Source organism: Ralstonia insidiosa, assembly GCF_008801405.1.
GTDB classification, from domain to species: domain Bacteria; phylum Pseudomonadota; class Gammaproteobacteria; order Burkholderiales; family Burkholderiaceae; genus Ralstonia; species Ralstonia insidiosa.
The window spans coordinates 830,916-846,619 of the sequence record NZ_VZPV01000001.1 but is presented as its reverse complement, the minus strand read 5'-3'; the positions used below and the strand labels follow the sequence as shown (position 1 = coordinate 846,619).

The 15,704-nt window shown below is 64.1% G+C and carries 18 protein-coding genes; 13 read left to right on the top strand and 5 right to left on the bottom strand.

The window, feature by feature from the left end; translation table 11 throughout:
- The first annotated feature begins 45 nt into the window (after positions 1 to 45).
- The gene (locus tag F7R11_RS04130; protein ID WP_064801401.1) at positions 46 to 873 is read left to right on the top strand and encodes an SDR family NAD(P)-dependent oxidoreductase; all 828 of its coding nucleotides are present in this window, start codon (positions 46 to 48) and stop codon (positions 871 to 873) included.
- Positions 874 to 898: 25 nt separating this feature from the next.
- Here the strand turns inward: F7R11_RS04130 and F7R11_RS04125 are convergent, their stop codons facing one another.
- Entirely contained in the window at positions 899 to 1,468 is a 570-nt protein-coding gene (locus F7R11_RS04125; RefSeq protein ID WP_064801399.1) for a hypothetical protein, read from the bottom strand.
- 81 nt (positions 1,469 to 1,549) lie between these two features.
- On the opposite strand from F7R11_RS04125, the gene F7R11_RS04120 reads away from it, so the two are divergent.
- The 5 genes from F7R11_RS04120 (at position 1,550) to F7R11_RS04100 (ending at position 4,365) form a co-directional block, all read left to right on the top strand.
- The gene (locus tag F7R11_RS04120; RefSeq protein WP_064801396.1) at positions 1,550 to 2,065 is read left to right on the top strand and encodes an O-acetyl-ADP-ribose deacetylase; all 516 of its coding nucleotides are present in this window, start codon (positions 1,550 to 1,552) and stop codon (positions 2,063 to 2,065) included.
- Positions 2,066 to 2,166: 101 nt separating this feature from the next.
- Positions 2,167 to 2,721, top strand: a complete 555-nt coding sequence (locus tag F7R11_RS04115) for a TlpA disulfide reductase family protein (RefSeq protein WP_021196303.1) — start codon at positions 2,167 to 2,169, stop codon at positions 2,719 to 2,721.
- 133 nt (positions 2,722 to 2,854) lie between these two features.
- The gene (locus tag F7R11_RS04110; RefSeq protein WP_064801394.1) at positions 2,855 to 3,592 is read left to right on the top strand and encodes a DUF2278 family protein; all 738 of its coding nucleotides are present in this window, start codon (positions 2,855 to 2,857) and stop codon (positions 3,590 to 3,592) included.
- A gap of 133 nt (positions 3,593 to 3,725) precedes the next feature.
- Positions 3,726 to 3,962, top strand: a complete 237-nt coding sequence (locus F7R11_RS04105; protein WP_064801385.1) for a FitA-like ribbon-helix-helix domain-containing protein — start codon at positions 3,726 to 3,728, stop codon at positions 3,960 to 3,962.
- Positions 3,949 to 4,365 (top strand): type II toxin-antitoxin system VapC family toxin, encoded by a 417-nt coding sequence (locus F7R11_RS04100; RefSeq protein WP_064801383.1) that lies wholly within the window; start codon positions 3,949 to 3,951, stop codon positions 4,363 to 4,365. The genes F7R11_RS04105 and F7R11_RS04100 overlap by 14 nt, the downstream gene beginning before the upstream one ends.
- Positions 4,366 to 4,378: 13 nt before the next feature.
- Here the strand turns inward: F7R11_RS04100 and F7R11_RS04095 are convergent, their stop codons facing one another.
- The 3 genes from F7R11_RS04095 to F7R11_RS04085 all read right to left on the bottom strand — a co-directional run bounded on the left by F7R11_RS04095 (position 4,379) and on the right by F7R11_RS04085 (position 9,140).
- Entirely contained in the window at positions 4,379 to 5,695 is a 1,317-nt protein-coding gene (locus F7R11_RS04095; protein WP_021196301.1) for a sigma-54-dependent transcriptional regulator, read from the bottom strand.
- 38 nt (positions 5,696 to 5,733) lie between these two features.
- Entirely contained in the window at positions 5,734 to 7,653 is a 1,920-nt protein-coding gene (locus F7R11_RS04090) for a sensor histidine kinase (RefSeq protein WP_231973146.1), read from the bottom strand.
- Between the two features lie 197 nt (positions 7,654 to 7,850).
- Positions 7,851 to 9,140: a dicarboxylate/amino acid:cation symporter gene (locus tag F7R11_RS04085; protein WP_021196299.1), complete on the bottom strand. Its 1,290-nt coding sequence runs from the start codon at positions 9,138 to 9,140 to the stop codon at positions 7,851 to 7,853.
- A 450-nt stretch (positions 9,141 to 9,590) separates the two neighbouring features.
- Here F7R11_RS04085 and F7R11_RS04080 point away from each other — a divergent pair, with 450 nt between their 5' ends.
- The 4 genes from F7R11_RS04080 to F7R11_RS04065 all read left to right on the top strand — a co-directional run bounded on the left by F7R11_RS04080 (position 9,591) and on the right by F7R11_RS04065 (position 12,186).
- Positions 9,591 to 9,920, top strand: coding sequence for a (2Fe-2S) ferredoxin domain-containing protein (locus tag F7R11_RS04080; protein ID WP_021196298.1), 330 nt, complete (start codon positions 9,591 to 9,593; stop codon positions 9,918 to 9,920).
- Between the two features lie 16 nt (positions 9,921 to 9,936).
- Entirely contained in the window at positions 9,937 to 10,584 is a 648-nt protein-coding gene (locus tag F7R11_RS04075) for an alpha/beta hydrolase (RefSeq protein WP_064801379.1), read from the top strand.
- Positions 10,585 to 10,669: 85 nt separating this feature from the next.
- Complete coding sequence (locus F7R11_RS04070) at positions 10,670 to 11,863, top strand: D-alanyl-D-alanine carboxypeptidase family protein (protein ID WP_064801377.1); 1,194 nt, start codon at positions 10,670 to 10,672, stop codon at positions 11,861 to 11,863.
- A gap of 20 nt (positions 11,864 to 11,883) precedes the next feature.
- Positions 11,884 to 12,186, top strand: coding sequence for a DUF493 family protein (locus F7R11_RS04065; protein WP_021196295.1), 303 nt, complete (start codon positions 11,884 to 11,886; stop codon positions 12,184 to 12,186).
- A gap of 70 nt (positions 12,187 to 12,256) precedes the next feature.
- Here F7R11_RS04065 and F7R11_RS04060 read toward each other — a convergent pair whose 3' ends face one another.
- Entirely contained in the window at positions 12,257 to 13,219 is a 963-nt protein-coding gene (locus F7R11_RS04060; RefSeq protein ID WP_064801375.1) for a transcriptional regulator GcvA, read from the bottom strand.
- 148 nt (positions 13,220 to 13,367) lie between these two features.
- Here F7R11_RS04060 and F7R11_RS04055 point away from each other — a divergent pair, with 148 nt between their 5' ends.
- From F7R11_RS04055 to lipA, 3 genes are all read left to right on the top strand, one after another.
- Positions 13,368 to 13,727 (top strand): DUF2917 domain-containing protein, encoded by a 360-nt coding sequence (locus F7R11_RS04055; RefSeq protein WP_064801373.1) that lies wholly within the window; start codon positions 13,368 to 13,370, stop codon positions 13,725 to 13,727.
- Between the two features lie 179 nt (positions 13,728 to 13,906).
- The gene (gene lipB, locus F7R11_RS04050) at positions 13,907 to 14,608 is read left to right on the top strand and encodes a lipoyl(octanoyl) transferase LipB (RefSeq protein WP_064801372.1); all 702 of its coding nucleotides are present in this window, start codon (positions 13,907 to 13,909) and stop codon (positions 14,606 to 14,608) included.
- A gap of 54 nt (positions 14,609 to 14,662) precedes the next feature.
- Entirely contained in the window at positions 14,663 to 15,664 is a 1,002-nt protein-coding gene (gene lipA, locus F7R11_RS04045) for a lipoyl synthase (protein ID WP_021196291.1), read from the top strand.
- Positions 15,665 to 15,704: the final 40 nt, after the last annotated feature.

The window sequence follows — 15,704 nt, the reverse complement described above, 5'->3', positions numbered from 1 at the left end:
TCAACGGTTTACAGTCCGCTCCACTTTCCACTTCATCAGCAAGCCATGAAGAATCGTTTCGATTTTCGCGGAAAAACAGCACTCATCACGGGGGCATCGTCGGGTATCGGGCGCGAGTTCGCCTATGCATTGGCCAGACGCGGCGCGAAGCTTCTGCTGGTTGCACGCTCCCGCGACAAGCTGCACGAGCTGACCACTGAATTGCGCCGCGACTACGCCTGCGACGCCGATTTCCTGACGGTCGACCTGAGCACAACGGACGCCGTGCCCACGGTGGCACATCTTCTCAAAGCGACCGGCACGGTCGTCGATGTCCTCATCAATAACGCGGGCTTTGCGGCTTACGGACGCTTCGAGACGATTCCGTGGACGCGCCAACGCGATGAAGTGCTGGTGAACTGCATGGCAGCGATCGAGCTGACCCATCTTCTGCTGCCGGGGATGCAGGCACGATCCGATGGCGCCGTCATTAACGTCGCGTCAACGGCCGCATTCCAGCCCGATCCTTATATGGCCATCTACGGCGCAACCAAGGCCTTTCTTTTGTCATTTTCAGAAGCCGTTTGGGCTGAGAACCGGCATCGCGGCATTCGGGTCGTCGCGCTGTGTCCTGGCGCAACGCAAACCGGCTTTTTTGATGTCGTTGGTGCCAAGGAAGCGGCTGTCGGCACACCCATGCCTGTCGCGAACGTAGTGCGGGACGCTTTGTGGGCGCTGGATCGCAATCGGAGCTATCGGATTGTGGGGACGCAGAATCGGCTGCTTGCCAATTTGCAAAGGCTGTTGAGCCGCGAGATGTCGGCACGCCTGGTTGAGAAAATCCTTCGGCCAAGAGACGCTCAGGCGCTGGTGACAGGAGACACCAACGCATAGGGCGCAGATGCTTGGCTGGCCCGCCCTAGTAAGGATGGAAGCTGGCGAGGAATTGCTCGACCTGTTCCTGCTGACGCGCATCCCGTGCAGCATCTCCAGATTCCAGCACGACCGCCTGATAGGCGTGCTTGCCGGTGGCGACAACGCGGGCGGTCAGGCGGCGCGGCGCGGGGTCGTCACCGCCCGCGCCCTGGGTAACCAGCTCCACTGCGGGCAGCGACAGCGGCGGTTGTGCGGCCGTCTTCACGGCAATGTCGCGCACGGCCACGTTGCCCTTGAGGTTGGCTGACAGCCCGGCACGCAGGGCATCCACCGCCTGCCGGCGCCAGACCGGATCATCTGCCGGCAACACCACCACGCCGATGGCGAACAGCGCGCCATCGATGCTGGCGGCCTGCATCGTCATCGGCAGGCGCTGGCCGTTGATGGCGATAGGGCGGGCCTCGGCGGTGGGCTTGGCGGGGTAGTCGACGGTGTAGGCCCCTTCGTCGGAGTGCACCGTGCGCCAGTCGTACTTGGGCGAGCACGCCATCAGCAGCACGCACGCTGCCACGCCTAAACCTATCCGCCAACCTGCCGTTGTTGTGACTGCCACGCCGCCTCCGTCTTGTTTTGTCGGGCCACCAGCGGCCTATTATCGAGCAGAGACCGCCGCCGCATCCTCAAGGACCGTGCCATGCCTCCCCCAACCAGCACCCTGCGAGCCCTGCGCGGCGACATCACGACGCTCGACTGCGACGCCATCGTCAACGCCGCCAACAGTTCGCTGCTGGGCGGCGGTGGTGTAGACGGCGCCATCCACCGCGCCGCCGGGCCGGCATTGCTGGAGGCGTGTCGTGCACTCCACGGCTGCCGCACCGGGGAGGCCAAGCTCACGCCCGGCTTCAGCCTGCCCGCGCGCTACGTTATCCACACCGTCGGGCCAATCTGGCGCGGCGGCCGACAGGACGAGGCGACGCTGCTGGCCTCCTGCTATCGCAACAGCCTGGTGCTTGCCCGGCAGCACGGCGTGCGCACCATCGCGTTTCCGTGCATCAGCACCGGCGTGTATGGTTTTCCGCCGCACCTGGCCGCACCGATTGCCGTGCGCATGGCACGCGAGCACGGCACGGGCCTCGACGAAATCACCTTCTGCTGCTTCTCCGCGGCGGACCTGGCGCTTTACGAAACGGCGCTCGCCAGCGGCAAGTGACGCTGAAATCGCAATAGACAGAATGTCGCAGCCAGCCAGCGGGCTCGGCGCGACGGGCCTACAATAGATGTTTGTTCCCCATTTCCGGAGCCGTTGCCGATATGGCCTCGACCCTGACTTCCTCTGCTGCTGCCACGCCCGCTGCCGCTTCCGGCCGCCGCTGGCTGCTGCCCGTCATCGTGCTGGTGCTGGCAGTTGCCGGCTGGTTCGGCTGGCGCGCGTTTTCGCCGTCGCAACACGTGCCGGCGGCCACCTTCACGCTGCTTGATGGGCAGAAGCTCTCCACGCAAGACTTGAAGGGCAAGGTCTACCTCGTCAACTTCTGGGCGACGAGCTGCACCACGTGCGTCAAGGAAATGCCCAACATGATCCAGACGTACAACAAGTACAAGGGTCAGGGCCTGGAGTACGTGGCCGTGGCGATGAGCTATGACGCACCGATGTACGTGATGAACTTCAGCCAGACGCGCCAGTTGCCCTTCAAGGTAGCGATGGACGCCGATGGCTCCGCCGCCAAGGCTTTCGGCGACGTGCAACTCACCCCCACCACCTTCCTGGTCGACCGTGACGGCCGCATCCTCAAGCGCTACGTGGGCGAGCCGGAGTGGAGTTCGTTCGATACGCTCCTGAAAGACACGCTGGGCAAGCAGGCCTGAGCGCTCTCCCTACCCATCAGAACGCCCGGTCGATGCCGGGCGTTTTCATTTGCGGCGCAGCGGGTTCCACACAAGGTTCACGCGGGTCTGCTGCAATAGCTGCCCAGAACACACAGCAAGAGGGAACAGTCGCATGGCCAATCACTACTGCATGTTCAAGGGCAAGCTGAAATTTGGCGTGCCCTACCTTGATGGCTACAACGGCAATCCGCACTACGCGATCGTGGTGGAGGCGCCGGACGGTTCGGAGTTTGTCGTGCTCGCCAACGTGAAATCCGATTCGACCATGCCTGGTGCGGGCGAGGCCGGCTACCACGTGCTCTATCAGTGGACGCAGGACTTCAAGCTGCCGATGACAGCCGACCTGGCCGCGCTGGAACCGGGCTTGCATCAGGATGGATTTCCGCGCATCGACTACGTGCGCGACGCGGGCATGGTCGACTTCCCGAACATGCAGCCGATTGCGCTCGATACCGCCACCGAGCACAACGACATCAACGCGCTGGTCGACACCATGCTCACACTCGACCGCACCGCCGCGCCGATCGACTACGTCTACCACGGCAGCTCCGGCGACGACGACCGCAAAGGCTGGCCGCCGCGCGGCGATGTCACCGTCTACGGCTTCGGCTACCTGTTCGAGCCGCAGCACAACGGCCTGCACGAGACGCACATGAACCAGGGCAACCCGGTCGTGCATCAGCCTGGCGTGAAAGACCACTCGCGCGAGAACGGCACGCAACAGGACGGCGCCGTCATCGTGGAGATCGACGGCCAGTTTCAAGCGCTGTTCATTGCGTTCCAGACGCAGCGGGTTCCGACGGATGAGCGCGGGTACCCGATGCCGGGGGCCAAGCCGATTCTTGGCTGAGTGCCAATCAAAAATGCCCGGCATCGACCGGGCGTTTTTCAATGATGAGCGCCATTCATCACATCAGCGTAAGCGCTATCACTTTAGGGATAGCTTGATATCATTGATATCAAGCTATCTTCAAGGAGCGACCATGGCAAACCTGATCGTCCGAAACATTGATGAAAGTCTGGTGCAACGCCTGCGCGAATTGGCCGCTGCGCATGGCCGAAGCGCCGAAGCCGAGCATCGTGACATCCTGGCCCGAGCACTCGGCGGCACGCCACGCAAGAGCCTTGCGGAAGTTCTGATGAGCATGCCGAACGTGGGCAACGACGCGGACTTCGCCCGCGTCGACGACACCGGAGAAAGCTCGCGTGTATTTGATTGATACCAACGTCATCAGTGAACTTCGCAAGCGCGATCGTGCAAACCCCGGCGTGCTGGCGTTCTTTCGTCAGGCTGAAAACAGTGAGGCGGCACTGTATCTGTCCGCGGTCACAGTCGGTGAGCTACGACGCGGGGTTGAGTTGATCCGGCATCGCGGCGATGCCCTGCAAGCAGACTCGCTGGAAGCGTGGTTGACCTCGGTGCTGACTGACTTTGCGCGAAGCATCCTGCCGATTGATCACGATGTGAGCCAGGTTTGGGGACGCCTTCGCGTGCCGCACCCCGAACACGCCTTGGACAAGCTCATTGCGGCGACCGCGCTCATTCACGGGCTCACCGTCGTCACGCGTAATGTCGATGACTTCTCAGGTTGCAGAGTTCCAGTGCTGAACCCGTTCAACTGAGAGCGTCGACAGCTCAGAGCCCATACCGCTTGATCTTGTCGTACAGCGTGGCACGGCCCACCTGCAGGATGTCCGCCGCCTGGTGCACTGAACCACCCGTGCGCGCCAGCGTCTCGGCAATCACCGTACGTTCATACCGCTCGACACGCTCCTTGAGCGGCATGCCGTCTTCCGACGCGTCCGTCACCACCGGCGTGCGGCCGACGCCAAGCACAAGACGGTCCGCCGCGTTGCGCAGCTCGCGCACGTTGCCGGGCCAGCTCGATTGCATCAGCTCGTGGCGCTGGCGCTCAGCCAGCATCGGCAGCGGGCGCTGGTAGCGCACGGCGGCTTCGAGCAGGAAGTGCTCAAACAGCGGGATGATGTCTTCGCGGCGCTCGCGCAGTGGCGGCAGGTCGATGGCGACCACGTTCAAGCGGTAGTACAGGTCGCGCCGGAAGCCGCCCGCGTCGATCAGCGCTTCCATGTCGCCCTTGGCGGCCGCCACGATACGTACGTCGATGCGTACCGAAACGTTCGAGCCCAGCCGCTCCAGCGCGCCTTCCTGCAGCACGCGCAGCAGCTTCACCTGCAGCGCGATCGGCATGCTCTCGATCTCGTCGAGGAACAGCGTGCCGCCCGAAGCGTGCTCCAGCTTGCCGATGCGCCGCTTGCCTGCACCCGTGAAGGCGCCGGCTTCGTGGCCAAACATCTCGCTCTCGAAAATCTGCTCGGGCACCGCGCCGCAATTGAGCGCGATGAACGGCTTGTCATGACGCGGCGACAGCATGTGCAGGCTGCGTGCGACCAGTTCCTTGCCGGTGCCGGTCTCGCCGTTGATGAGCACTGGCGCATCGGTGGTGGCCACGTTCTCGATCAACGCGCGCACGGCACCCATCGCGGGCGAGCGCCCGATGATGCGCGTGCCCGCTGCCGGCCCGGCCAGCTCGCGGCGCAGTGCGCGGTTTTCCAACTCCAGCGCGCGGCGCTCGACGGCGCGGCGCACGGTCTCGGTCAGGCGTTCGGCGGGAAACGGCTTCTCGATAAAGTCGAACGCGCCATCGCGCATCGCCTGCACGGCCATGGTGATGTCGCCATGGCCGGTGACGAGCACCACGGGAATCCCCGTGCCGAACGACTGACAATGCGCGAGCACGTCCATGCCGCTGGCGCCCGGCAGGCGCAGGTCGCTCACCACCACGCCGGGGAAGTTGGCGTCGATCTTGCCAACGGCTTCTTCAGCGCTGCCGAACGCCTGCACGTTGAAGCCGGCCAGCTCCAGGCTCTGCGCGGTGGCCTGGCGCACAGGCGGGTCGTCTTCGATGAAGAGAACGTTCAAGCCTTCGGACATGGGTCGTATGCGTATGAGAAAGGGATCAAAGCGACAGGTCAGGAAGGAGTGGCCGAGGTCACCTCGGCGCGTACCAGTGTCAGCGTAAATTGCGCGCCGCCACCCGATACGTTCGTTGCCGAGAGTGAACCGCCAAAGTCGCGCGCAATGCTGGTGGAAATCGCCAGCCCCAGGCCTAATCCCTGGCCGATCTCCTTGGTGGTGAAGAAGGGCTCGAACAGGTGCGGCATGGCATCGGGGGGAATGCCGGCGCCATTGTCGCGCACGGCAATACTCAGTTGCGACGGCATGCCCTCGGCGGGACCAATGTCGATGTCGATGCGGCCTGGGCGCTCGGCGTCGTTGGCGCCAATGGCATCCAGCGCATTGCCGATCAGGTTGATGAGGACCTGCTCAAGCTTCAGTTCATCGGCGCGGACGATGGCTTCGACTTCGGGCACGCGCCAGTGCAGTTCGAGCCGCACATCGCCCAGGCGCGGACGCAGCAGCGCCAGCGAGTGATCAAGCGCCACGCGAACCTGCACATCGCTGTGCTTGCGGCGCGAGCGTCCTGCAAACAGCTTGAGCTGCGCGGTGATCTTGCCCATGCGCTCAGTCAGGTCGGCAATGGCCTGCAGGTTGTCGGTGGCGGCGCCGTGCTGACCGCGCTCCAACAGGATGCGGGTGTTGTCGGAAAAGGTGCGCAGTGCGGCCAGCGGCTGGTTCAACTCGTGCGTGATGCCGGCGGCCATCTGGCCCAGCGCGGCGAGCTTGCTGGCCTGTACGAGTTCGTCTTGCGTGGCGCGCAATTCGGCCTCGGCGCGCGTGCGGTCGATGATCTCGTGCTGGAGCTGCTCATTGGTGGCCATCAGGTCGGCCGTGCGGTCTTCGACGCGGCGTTCAAGTTGGTCATACGCGGTTTCGAGCATCCTGCGGCTGCGCAGCATTTCCATCATGCGCAGACGACGCTGGCGCCAATAGAACAGCAGCAGGCACGCAAACGCGAAGGCAAACGCGGCGGCCACGGTGGCGCTGCGCGCGGCACTCATCACCGGATCGACTGGCGTGAGGTACATCAGCGTCCAATCGGGTTCGACCAGATCGCGCGAGACCTGCAGATAGCGCGTCGCGTTCAGGCGCTCGCCGATGCGCACAAGCTCGGCGCCCTCGGGCAAGCGCCCGGTCAAGCGCAGAAACGCCGGTGCCTCAGGCTGCAGCGGCAGCGGCGTGATCTGCTTGCGGTAGTACTGGCGGGTGGATTCCAACTGCGCCTGCAGATGCGGCGTCAAGGGCTCGACCGTGCGGTACTGCCATGCTGGTACGGAGGACAGGAAGATCACGCCGTTCTCGTCGGACACCATCACGGGCTCCGACGCATCGTGACTGGCGCGGCCAAACCATTCGAGGTTGAGCTTGACCACCGTCACGCCAATCACGCGGCCGTCTTGCATGACCGGCTGCGAGATGTAGTAGCCCGGCTCTTCGCGCGTGATGCCGATACCGTAGAAGCGCCCGACGTGGCCCGCCGCCGCCTGCTGGAAATACGGCCGGAACAGGTATTCCGCGCCGACAAAGCTGTCGGGCTGGTTGTAGTTGGAGGCCGCCATCGCCCTGCCGCTGGGGGCAATCACGTAGGTGGCGGTGGCGTGTGCGCGGTCATTGACCTCGCGCAGGTAGCGGTTGGCGCGTTCGACGTTGGCCAGCGTCGGGTTGGCCAGCAGATCGTGAATGAACGGATGCAGCGCCACCAGCGCCGGCAGGTACTCGTAGCGGTCGAGTGTGCTCTTGAGGTTGGCGGCGTAGCGGTCGACACGGCCGCCGGCGGCTTGTTGCGCCTGCGCGAGACCGCGGTTCCACGTCACCACAAAGGTGGTCGCGCACACCACAGTCATCAGCGCCACAAGCCCGGCCGCCACCAGCCACCAGAACCCGCGTCGCGAGCCGGAGGCGCTAGTGAACGAAAAATCAGGATCGGACATCGGTTGGAGGTGGGCGGCGGAGCGTGCGGGGGCTGAGATCCCTGCCGTGTCTTCCAAAGCCGCTCCATCCACTCGGGCCGTCGTGCGTGTCACGAGCGAGGCGCTCCAAATAAGAAGCGGGGCCGCCTGGAAGACGGGCCCCGCAATCATACGCTTTCAAACGGCGGCGCCCGCAGGCGCCTGCCAGTGTTGCCCGATCAGGCTGCCGGGGTGGCCGGCACGCCTTCGTCGCTGCGGTTGCCCGACAGCACGCGAGCCAGCTTGGCGCGATCCAGCTCGCGTTCCCACGCCGAGATCACCACGCAGGCCACACCGTTGCCGGTAATGTTGGTCAGCGCGCGGCACTCGCTCATGAAGCGGTCGATACCGAGAATCAGCACCATGCCTGCCACCGGAATATCCGGCACCACGGCCAGCGTAGCCGCCAGCGTGATGAAGCCCGCGCCGGTGATGCCCGATGCGCCCTTCGAGGTCAGCATGGCAACGGCCAGGATGGTCAGTTGCTGCGTCCAGGTCAGCTCGATGTTCAGCGCCTGCGAGATAAAGATCACCGCCATCGTCATGTAGATGTTGGTGCCGTCCAGGTTGAACGAATACCCGGTCGGAACCACCAGGCCCACCACCGACTTCGAGCAGCCCAGCTTCTCCATCTTTTCCATCAGGTGCGGCAGCGCCGATTCCGACGAGCTCGTGCCCAGCACGATCAGCAGCTCTTCCTTGATGTACGCGACAAAGCGGAAGATGTTGAAGCCGACCAGCCGCGCAATGATGCCCAGCACCACCACCACGAAGATGATGGCCGTCAGATAGAACGTGCCGACCAGCTTGAGCAGCGGCACCAGCGAGATCACGCCGTATTTGCCGATGGTGAAGGCCATCGCACCGAACGCGCCGATGGGGGCCACGCGCGTGATGACGTGCACGATGCGGAAGAACACGTGCGAGATCTGGTCGATGAAGTCCGTCACCATCTGCGCGCGTTCACCCATGGCCGAGAGCGCACCGCCAAACAGCAGCGCGATCAGCAGGATCTGCAGGATGTCGCCCTTGGCGAAGGCATCCACCACCGTGCTCGGGATGATGTTCAGCAGGAAGTCCACCGTGCTGGCCGATTGCGCCTTGGCGGCGTACTGCGCCACGGCCTTGGCGTCGATGGTGTTCACGTCCACGTTAAAGCCGTGGCCCGGGTTGAAGATGTGGCCAGCGGCCAGGCCGATGATCAGCGCGAAGGTCGAGACAACCTCAAAGTAAAGCAGCGCCTTGCCGCCCACGCGGCCCACCTTCTTCATGTCGCGCATGCCGGCAATGCCGGAGACGACCGTACAGAAGATGATCGGCCCGATCACCATCTTGATCAGTTGGATGAAGCCATCGCCCAGCGGCTTCATCTTCACGGCCAACTCGGGCGAGTAATGGCCCAGCAGAACGCCGATGACGATGGCCGTCAGCACCTGTACGTACAGGATTTTGTAGAACGGTTTTTTCATGTCTTCCTCGAGTGTCACAGACCGGCCGTGCGCTCAACTGCTCGCCCGGTCCGACCCGCCCTGGTGTGGTCTCTCTCCTGCCTTGCCACGCCGACGCATCCGGCGTTTCCCGCGGCAGGGCGTTCTTTATCGCAAGGGCTATGCCAGTGTTGATTTTCTTGACCAACAACCCGCCAGCCCTTGTGCCACCTAGCGCCAGCCTGGTGTGCTTACGATGGCACCCGGCCCACCCGTCGTCAATCCCGGAATCCGCGCACACGGGCGTCCAGACATCCGGAAAACGTGTTGCGACGCAGCATCGCGCGGCCAACTCACGGGAAGTCGCCACCCTGGGGCCGTATAATGCCGGCTCGTTACGCAAATCCACACTGTGCGCCCGGTGCCTGGAAACCTTCCAGATCCTGCCCCGTGCGCCGTCACCTCAGCCCTCTGAGCCAGTCCTGTCCGCCCATGAGCAGCCACTACCAGCACCACGTTTTCTTCTGCCTGAACGAACGCGAGGACGGCTCGCGCTGCTGTGCCGACTTTGGCGCCAAGGCCATGCAGGAATACGCCAAGAAGCGCTGCAAGGAGCTCGGCATCAACGGCGAAGGCCGCGTGCGCATCAACAAGGCCGGCTGTCTCGACCGCTGCGAACTCGGCCCGGTGATGGTGGTCTACCCCGAGGCCGTCTGGTACACCTTCGTTGACAAAGAAGACATCGACGAGATCATCCAGAGCCACCTGATTGACGGCAAACCGGTCGAACGGCTGATGGTCGACCGCCCTGCCAACGCCTGATCGCATTCGCATTTCCATGAACGTGCATACCGAAGAACGCCTGATCGCTGGCCCCGTTGGACAGATCGACCTGTCGATCGACCTGCCGGAAGGCGCACCACGCGGGCTGGCACTGGTAGGCCATCCGCACCCGCTGTTTGGCGGCACCAAGGACAACAAGGTCGCGCAGACCTTGGCACGCACCTTCGTCGGTCTCGGCTATGTGACGGTGCGCCTGAACTTCCGCGGCGTGGGCAAGACCGAAGGCACGCACGACAACGGTATCGGCGAGCAGGACGACGTGCTGGCGGTGCTCGACTGGATGCGTACGCAAACCGAATGGTCGGCCGATGTGGCCACGCTGCCGCTGGCACTGGGCGGCTTCTCGTTTGGCAGCTTCGTCATCTCGCAGGTAGCACGCCGCCTGGCTGAGGCCGGCACGCCCGCCGAACGCCTGGCGCTGGTCGGCACCGCCACCTCGCGCTGGGACGTGGCACCGGTGCCGGCTGACACCATCATCATCCACGGCGAGCAGGACGACACCGTGCCGCTCATCGACGTACTCAACTGGGCGCGCCCGCAGGAATTGCCCGTCATCGTCATTCCGGGCGCGGATCATTTCTTCCACCGCAAGCTGCATCTGATCAAGCAGCTCATTACCGGCGCCTGGGCGCCACGGCCCTAACCCCTTTGTTTTTCCGGATGCCACGCCTTCCCCCCATGCGCGGCATCGCAGATACACCCTCCTCAAGCAGACCGCAGGACCCGCCATGCAGACCCGTTTCACCGCTTCCGCCTTCTCTTCCGCCGCTGTCACCGTTGTTGCCGCAGCCACGCTTGTCACGGCGTTGCCGGCCGCGGCGCAGTCCGTGCCTGCCCCGCAAGTCGCGGCCCGCTCGTGGATGCTGACTGACGTGACCAGCGGCCAGGTGCTCGCTGGCGCCAACATGGATGAGCGCATTGAGCCCGCCTCGCTCACCAAGCTGATGACGGCCTACCTGGTCTTTGAAGCCGTGCGCGACGGCAAGCTCAAGTACGACCAGATGATCACGCCCACGGAGACCGTGCGCACCGTCAAGACAGATGAGTCACGCATGTTCCTGGAGCCGGGCAAGCCCGCTTCGGTGCGCGAGATGACGCAGGGCCTGATCGTGCAATCGGGCAACGATGCCGCGCTGGTGCTGGCCGAAGCCGTGGGCGGCACGGAGACCAACTTCGTGATGCTGATGAACCGCGAAGCGCAGCGCCTGGGCATGAAGAACACGCACTTCGCCAACGCCGCCGGCCTGCCCGACCCGAACCACTATTCCACCGCACGTGATCTTTCGATCCTGACGTCGGCACTGATCAAGGATTTCCCGCAGGACTACAAGTTCTACTCGCAGAAGGAATTCACCTATAACAACATCAAGCAGCCCAACCGCAACCGCCTGCTGTGGCTCGACCCGACCGTTGACGGCGGCAAGACCGGCCACACCAAGTCGGCCGGGTACTGCCTGGTCACGTCGGCCAACCGTCCGCTGCCGGATGTGCCGGGTGCGAATCGCCGCCTGCTGTCGGTCATCATCGGCACCAAGAGCGACGGCATCCGCACGCAGGAAAGCCTGAAGGTCCTGAACTACGGCTACCAGTTCTTCGACACCGTGCGCCTGTACCAAGCCCAGGCGCCGCTGCAGACGCCTGATGTGTACAAGGGCCAGGCCAAGACCGTGAAGCTGGGCGTGGCCGAAGACAAGTGGATCACCGTGCCCAAGGGCGCAGGTGCTCGCCTGAAGCCGGTGCTGGAGCGCAAGGATCCGCTGATCGCCCCGATCACGCAGGGCCAGCAGCTTGGCACGGTCAAGGTGATGGACGGCTCGACCGTGGTGTCGGAATTCCCGGTGGTGGCGCTGGAAGCCGTTCCGGAAGCCGGCTTCATCGGCCGCACGATCGACACGGTCAAGCTGTGGTTTAAAAAGAAGTAATCGACCCCATTTACTTCGACATGACTTCTTCGCACACACCCCCGCCGCCGGGCCACATCCCGCCCGAGCAATCGCTGATCGAGTATCCGAGCGACTTCCCCATCAAGGTGATGGGGGCGATGCAGGATGATTTTGCCGAGACGATCGTCAAGCTGGTGCAGCAGCACGATCCGGAGTTCCACGCCGGTCGCTTGGAAATGCGCCCGTCGTCGAGCGGCAACTACCTCGGCCTGACGGTGATCGTGCGCGCCACCAGCCGTGAGCAGCTCGATGCGCTGTACCAGGCGCTGACCAGCCACCCGATGGTCAAGATCGTGCTGTAAGGCGCCTCGCGCACCAAGCAAAACGCCCCGGTCATGCCGGGGCGTTTGCTTTTGCGAAGCCGATCCGGCATCACCCTTTGGCGACGTGGCCCAGGCAGACAGTGTTGTCGTCCATCAACCGCTCCAGCTTGAGCTTGAACGCGGCAATCTCCGGTAGCAACCATGCACGGAACGCCTGCATCTTGGGTGTTTGCAGCGCGCTGTGGGGGCAGACGAAGTAGTAGTTCCACGGGCATGGCGTTGTCGTCTCGAACAGGCGCACCACGCGGCCGGCCAGCAACTCGTTGAAGGCCAATGTCGGGCGGATCAGCGCGATGCCCTGCCCCGCCGCTGCCGCCTGCAGCAGCAGCGATGAATCCTGGAACATCAGCCCACCGCGCGGCTCGACAAACCCCTCCATACCAGCGGCCTCGAACCAGGGCGTCCAGTCCTCGCCCTCGCTGCGCAGCAAGGTCATGCCCGCCATCTCGGCCAGCGTGCACGGCAGGCGGCCACCGTTGTACGACGGGCTGCAGATCGGGAAGAACACGTCGTCGAGCAGCTTCTCCACATACAGGCCCGGATAGTTGCCCGAGCCCATGCGCAACGCCACATCCACCTCTTCACGCCCGAAATCGACCAGCGCGGGGCTGGAGAACAACTCCACCTCCAGTTCGGGGTGCTTTTCGATGAAGGTGCCGATATGCGGTGTGAGCCAGCGCGCGGCAAACGAGGGCATGGTGCTGATGGCCAGACGGTTGTCACGGTTGCCGGCGCGCAACTGGTGCGTGGCCTGGGCGATCTGGTCAAGCGCCTCGCGCACGCGATCGGCGTAGACACGGCCCGCATGGGTGAGCGTGACGCGCTTGCCGCGCCGCTCGAACAGCGGCACACCGAGATCTTCCTCCAATGCGCGCATCTGGTGGCTGACCGCGCCGTGCGTGACGAACAACTCCGTCGCCGCGCGCGAAAAACTCTCATAGCGGGCCGCCGCCTCGAACACCCGCAGTGCGCCCAGCGGGGGCAGGCGCATCGGTTCGCGGATCTCCGTCATATTCCCTCCGGATTTTGTTGTGCTGCTTCTTATCTCTATGTGAGCTGCACTATCAAAGACAACAATATATATCGTTTTGTACTAGGCAACCAACCACCTAGACTACTTCCACGGCAGGCCCCGCCTCGATGCCGTGAAGGAGCCGATCATGAAAGCTGTACTAACAAAAATTGTATTCACTCTCCAACCCGGCGAAGTGGTGGCACTGCGTATGCCAGCGAACCAGAACCTGCGGGTTGAAGAAGCTTTTGGCCGTGACGTGTGGGTCACGCACGAGAACAAAGCCGGCGACGAATGGCTGCACGCTGGCGGCAGCGTCGCCGTCACGCGCGGCGAGGAAATCGTTGTCTCGGTCGATCCGAAAGCCGCCGGCCCGGTGTCGCTGGCGATGGAAGCGGTAGATGGCCACATGCCGCGCAAACCGTGGCACGTGACAGATGGCTGGCGGCATACGCTGGCCGCGCTCGGCTGGAATGAGCACGCCGAAACGCCGATCGTGGCGGCCTGAGCTGGCCACCTGAGCACGCCGGACCCGTTTTAGCCTCCTTTTGCGGCCGATGCCGCGAAAGCCCGATGCCGGTGCGATGCATCCCATCGCACCGGCATCGTTTTTTGAGGCCAACCCTACGAGCCGACTGGGCAAAGGCGCCCCGGCGCCATCGGCGGCCCTGCGATACACTCGCGAGCATGATTCCGATTGACATCGTCGAACGCGGCTTGCTGGACTACGCCGCCTGCTTCGACGAAATGCAGACCTTCACCGCCAACCGCAACAAACCCGGCGGTCCCGACACCCCCGACACGATCTGGCTGGTCGAACACCCGCCGGTGTTCACGCTCGGTCTGGCCGGTGATCCGGCACATCTGTTGGCCCCCGGCAACATCCCGTTGGTCAAAGTCGACCGTGGCGGACAGATCACTTACCACGGCCCCGGCCAAGTCGTTGCTTACCTTTTGCTCGATCTGCGCCGCCGCGGGCTGTTCGTGAAGGCGCTGGTCGACGCCATTGAAGCGGCCGTCATCGAGACGCTCGCCACGTATAATGTCGCCTCCGAACGCAAGGCTGGCGCCCCCGGCATCTACCTGTCGAGCGGGCCGCATGCTGGCGCCAAGATCGCTGCGCTGGGGCTGAAGATCCGCAACGGCTGCAGCTACCACGGCGTGAGCCTGAACCTGGCGATGGACCTGTCGCCCTTCACGCAGATCAACCCGTGTGGCTATGCCGGCCTGGAAACCGTCGACATGGTGACCGCCGGCGCCCACGATGCGTCCGGGCGCGTCGTCGACGCGAACGACTGGCAACCCGTTTCCCGCGACCTGGCCAATGCGCTGGTCGCCCAATTGCAGCAACGCGCGCAAGCGCAACCTGCCGAAGCCGCTACCGCCTAGCGGCCGGCATGCAGCCGACCCAAGCGTGTGTCACAAGCGCACGCGGAGAACACGATGACCGATTCCGCCACCGGCGCCACTGTCGCCGAAACCTCTGCAGCCCCGTCGAACAAACCGTACGACGCCACCGCTAAGCAGAAGTCGCTCGACAAGACCGCGCGCATCCCCATCAAGATCGTGCCGGCCGAAAAGCTCAAGAAGCCGGACTGGATCCGCGTGCGTGCCGCCACCGGCAACTCGCGCTTCTACGAGATCAAGGACATCCTGCGCGCCAACAACCTCGTGACGGTGTGCGAAGAGGCCAGCTGCCCGAACATCGGCGAATGCTTTGGCAAGGGCACGGCCACGTTCATGATCATGGGCGACAAGTGCACACGCCGCTGCCCGTTCTGCGACGTCGGCCACGGCCGCCCGGACCCGCTCGACGTGAACGAGCCGGAAAACCTGGCCAAGACCATCGCCCAGCTCAAGCTCAACTACGTCGTCATCACCAGCGTCGACCGTGACGACCTGCGTGACGGCGGCGCCCAGCATTACGTGGATTGCATCAGCCGCACGCGCGCGCTGTCGCCGGCCACGCGCATCGAAGTGCTGGTGCCCGACTTCCGCGGCCGCCTGGAAAAGGCGCTGGACATCCTCCAGGCATGCCCGCCGGACGTGATGAACCACAACCTCGAAACCGTACCACGCCTGTACAAGCAGGCCCGCCCGGGCGCCGACTACGCGCACTCGCTCAAGCTGCTGAAGGACTTCAAGGCGCGCAACCCGAACGTGCCGACCAAGTCCGGCCTGATGGTCGGCCTGGGCGAGACCGACGAGGAAATCCTCGAAGTCATGCGCGACATGCGCGAGCACGACATCGACATGCTGACCATCGGCCAGTACCTGGCGCCGTCCGGCCACCACCTGCCGGTGCTGCGCTACGTGCATCCGGACACCTTCAAGATGTTCGAAGAGAAGGCCTACGAGATGGGCTTCACGCACGCCGCCGTGGGCGCCATGGTGCGCAGCTCGTACCACGCCGATCAGCAAGCGCACGAAGCCGGCGTGGTCTGATCGACCAGCGGAAACGCTGCACAAACAAAAAGGGCCTTGG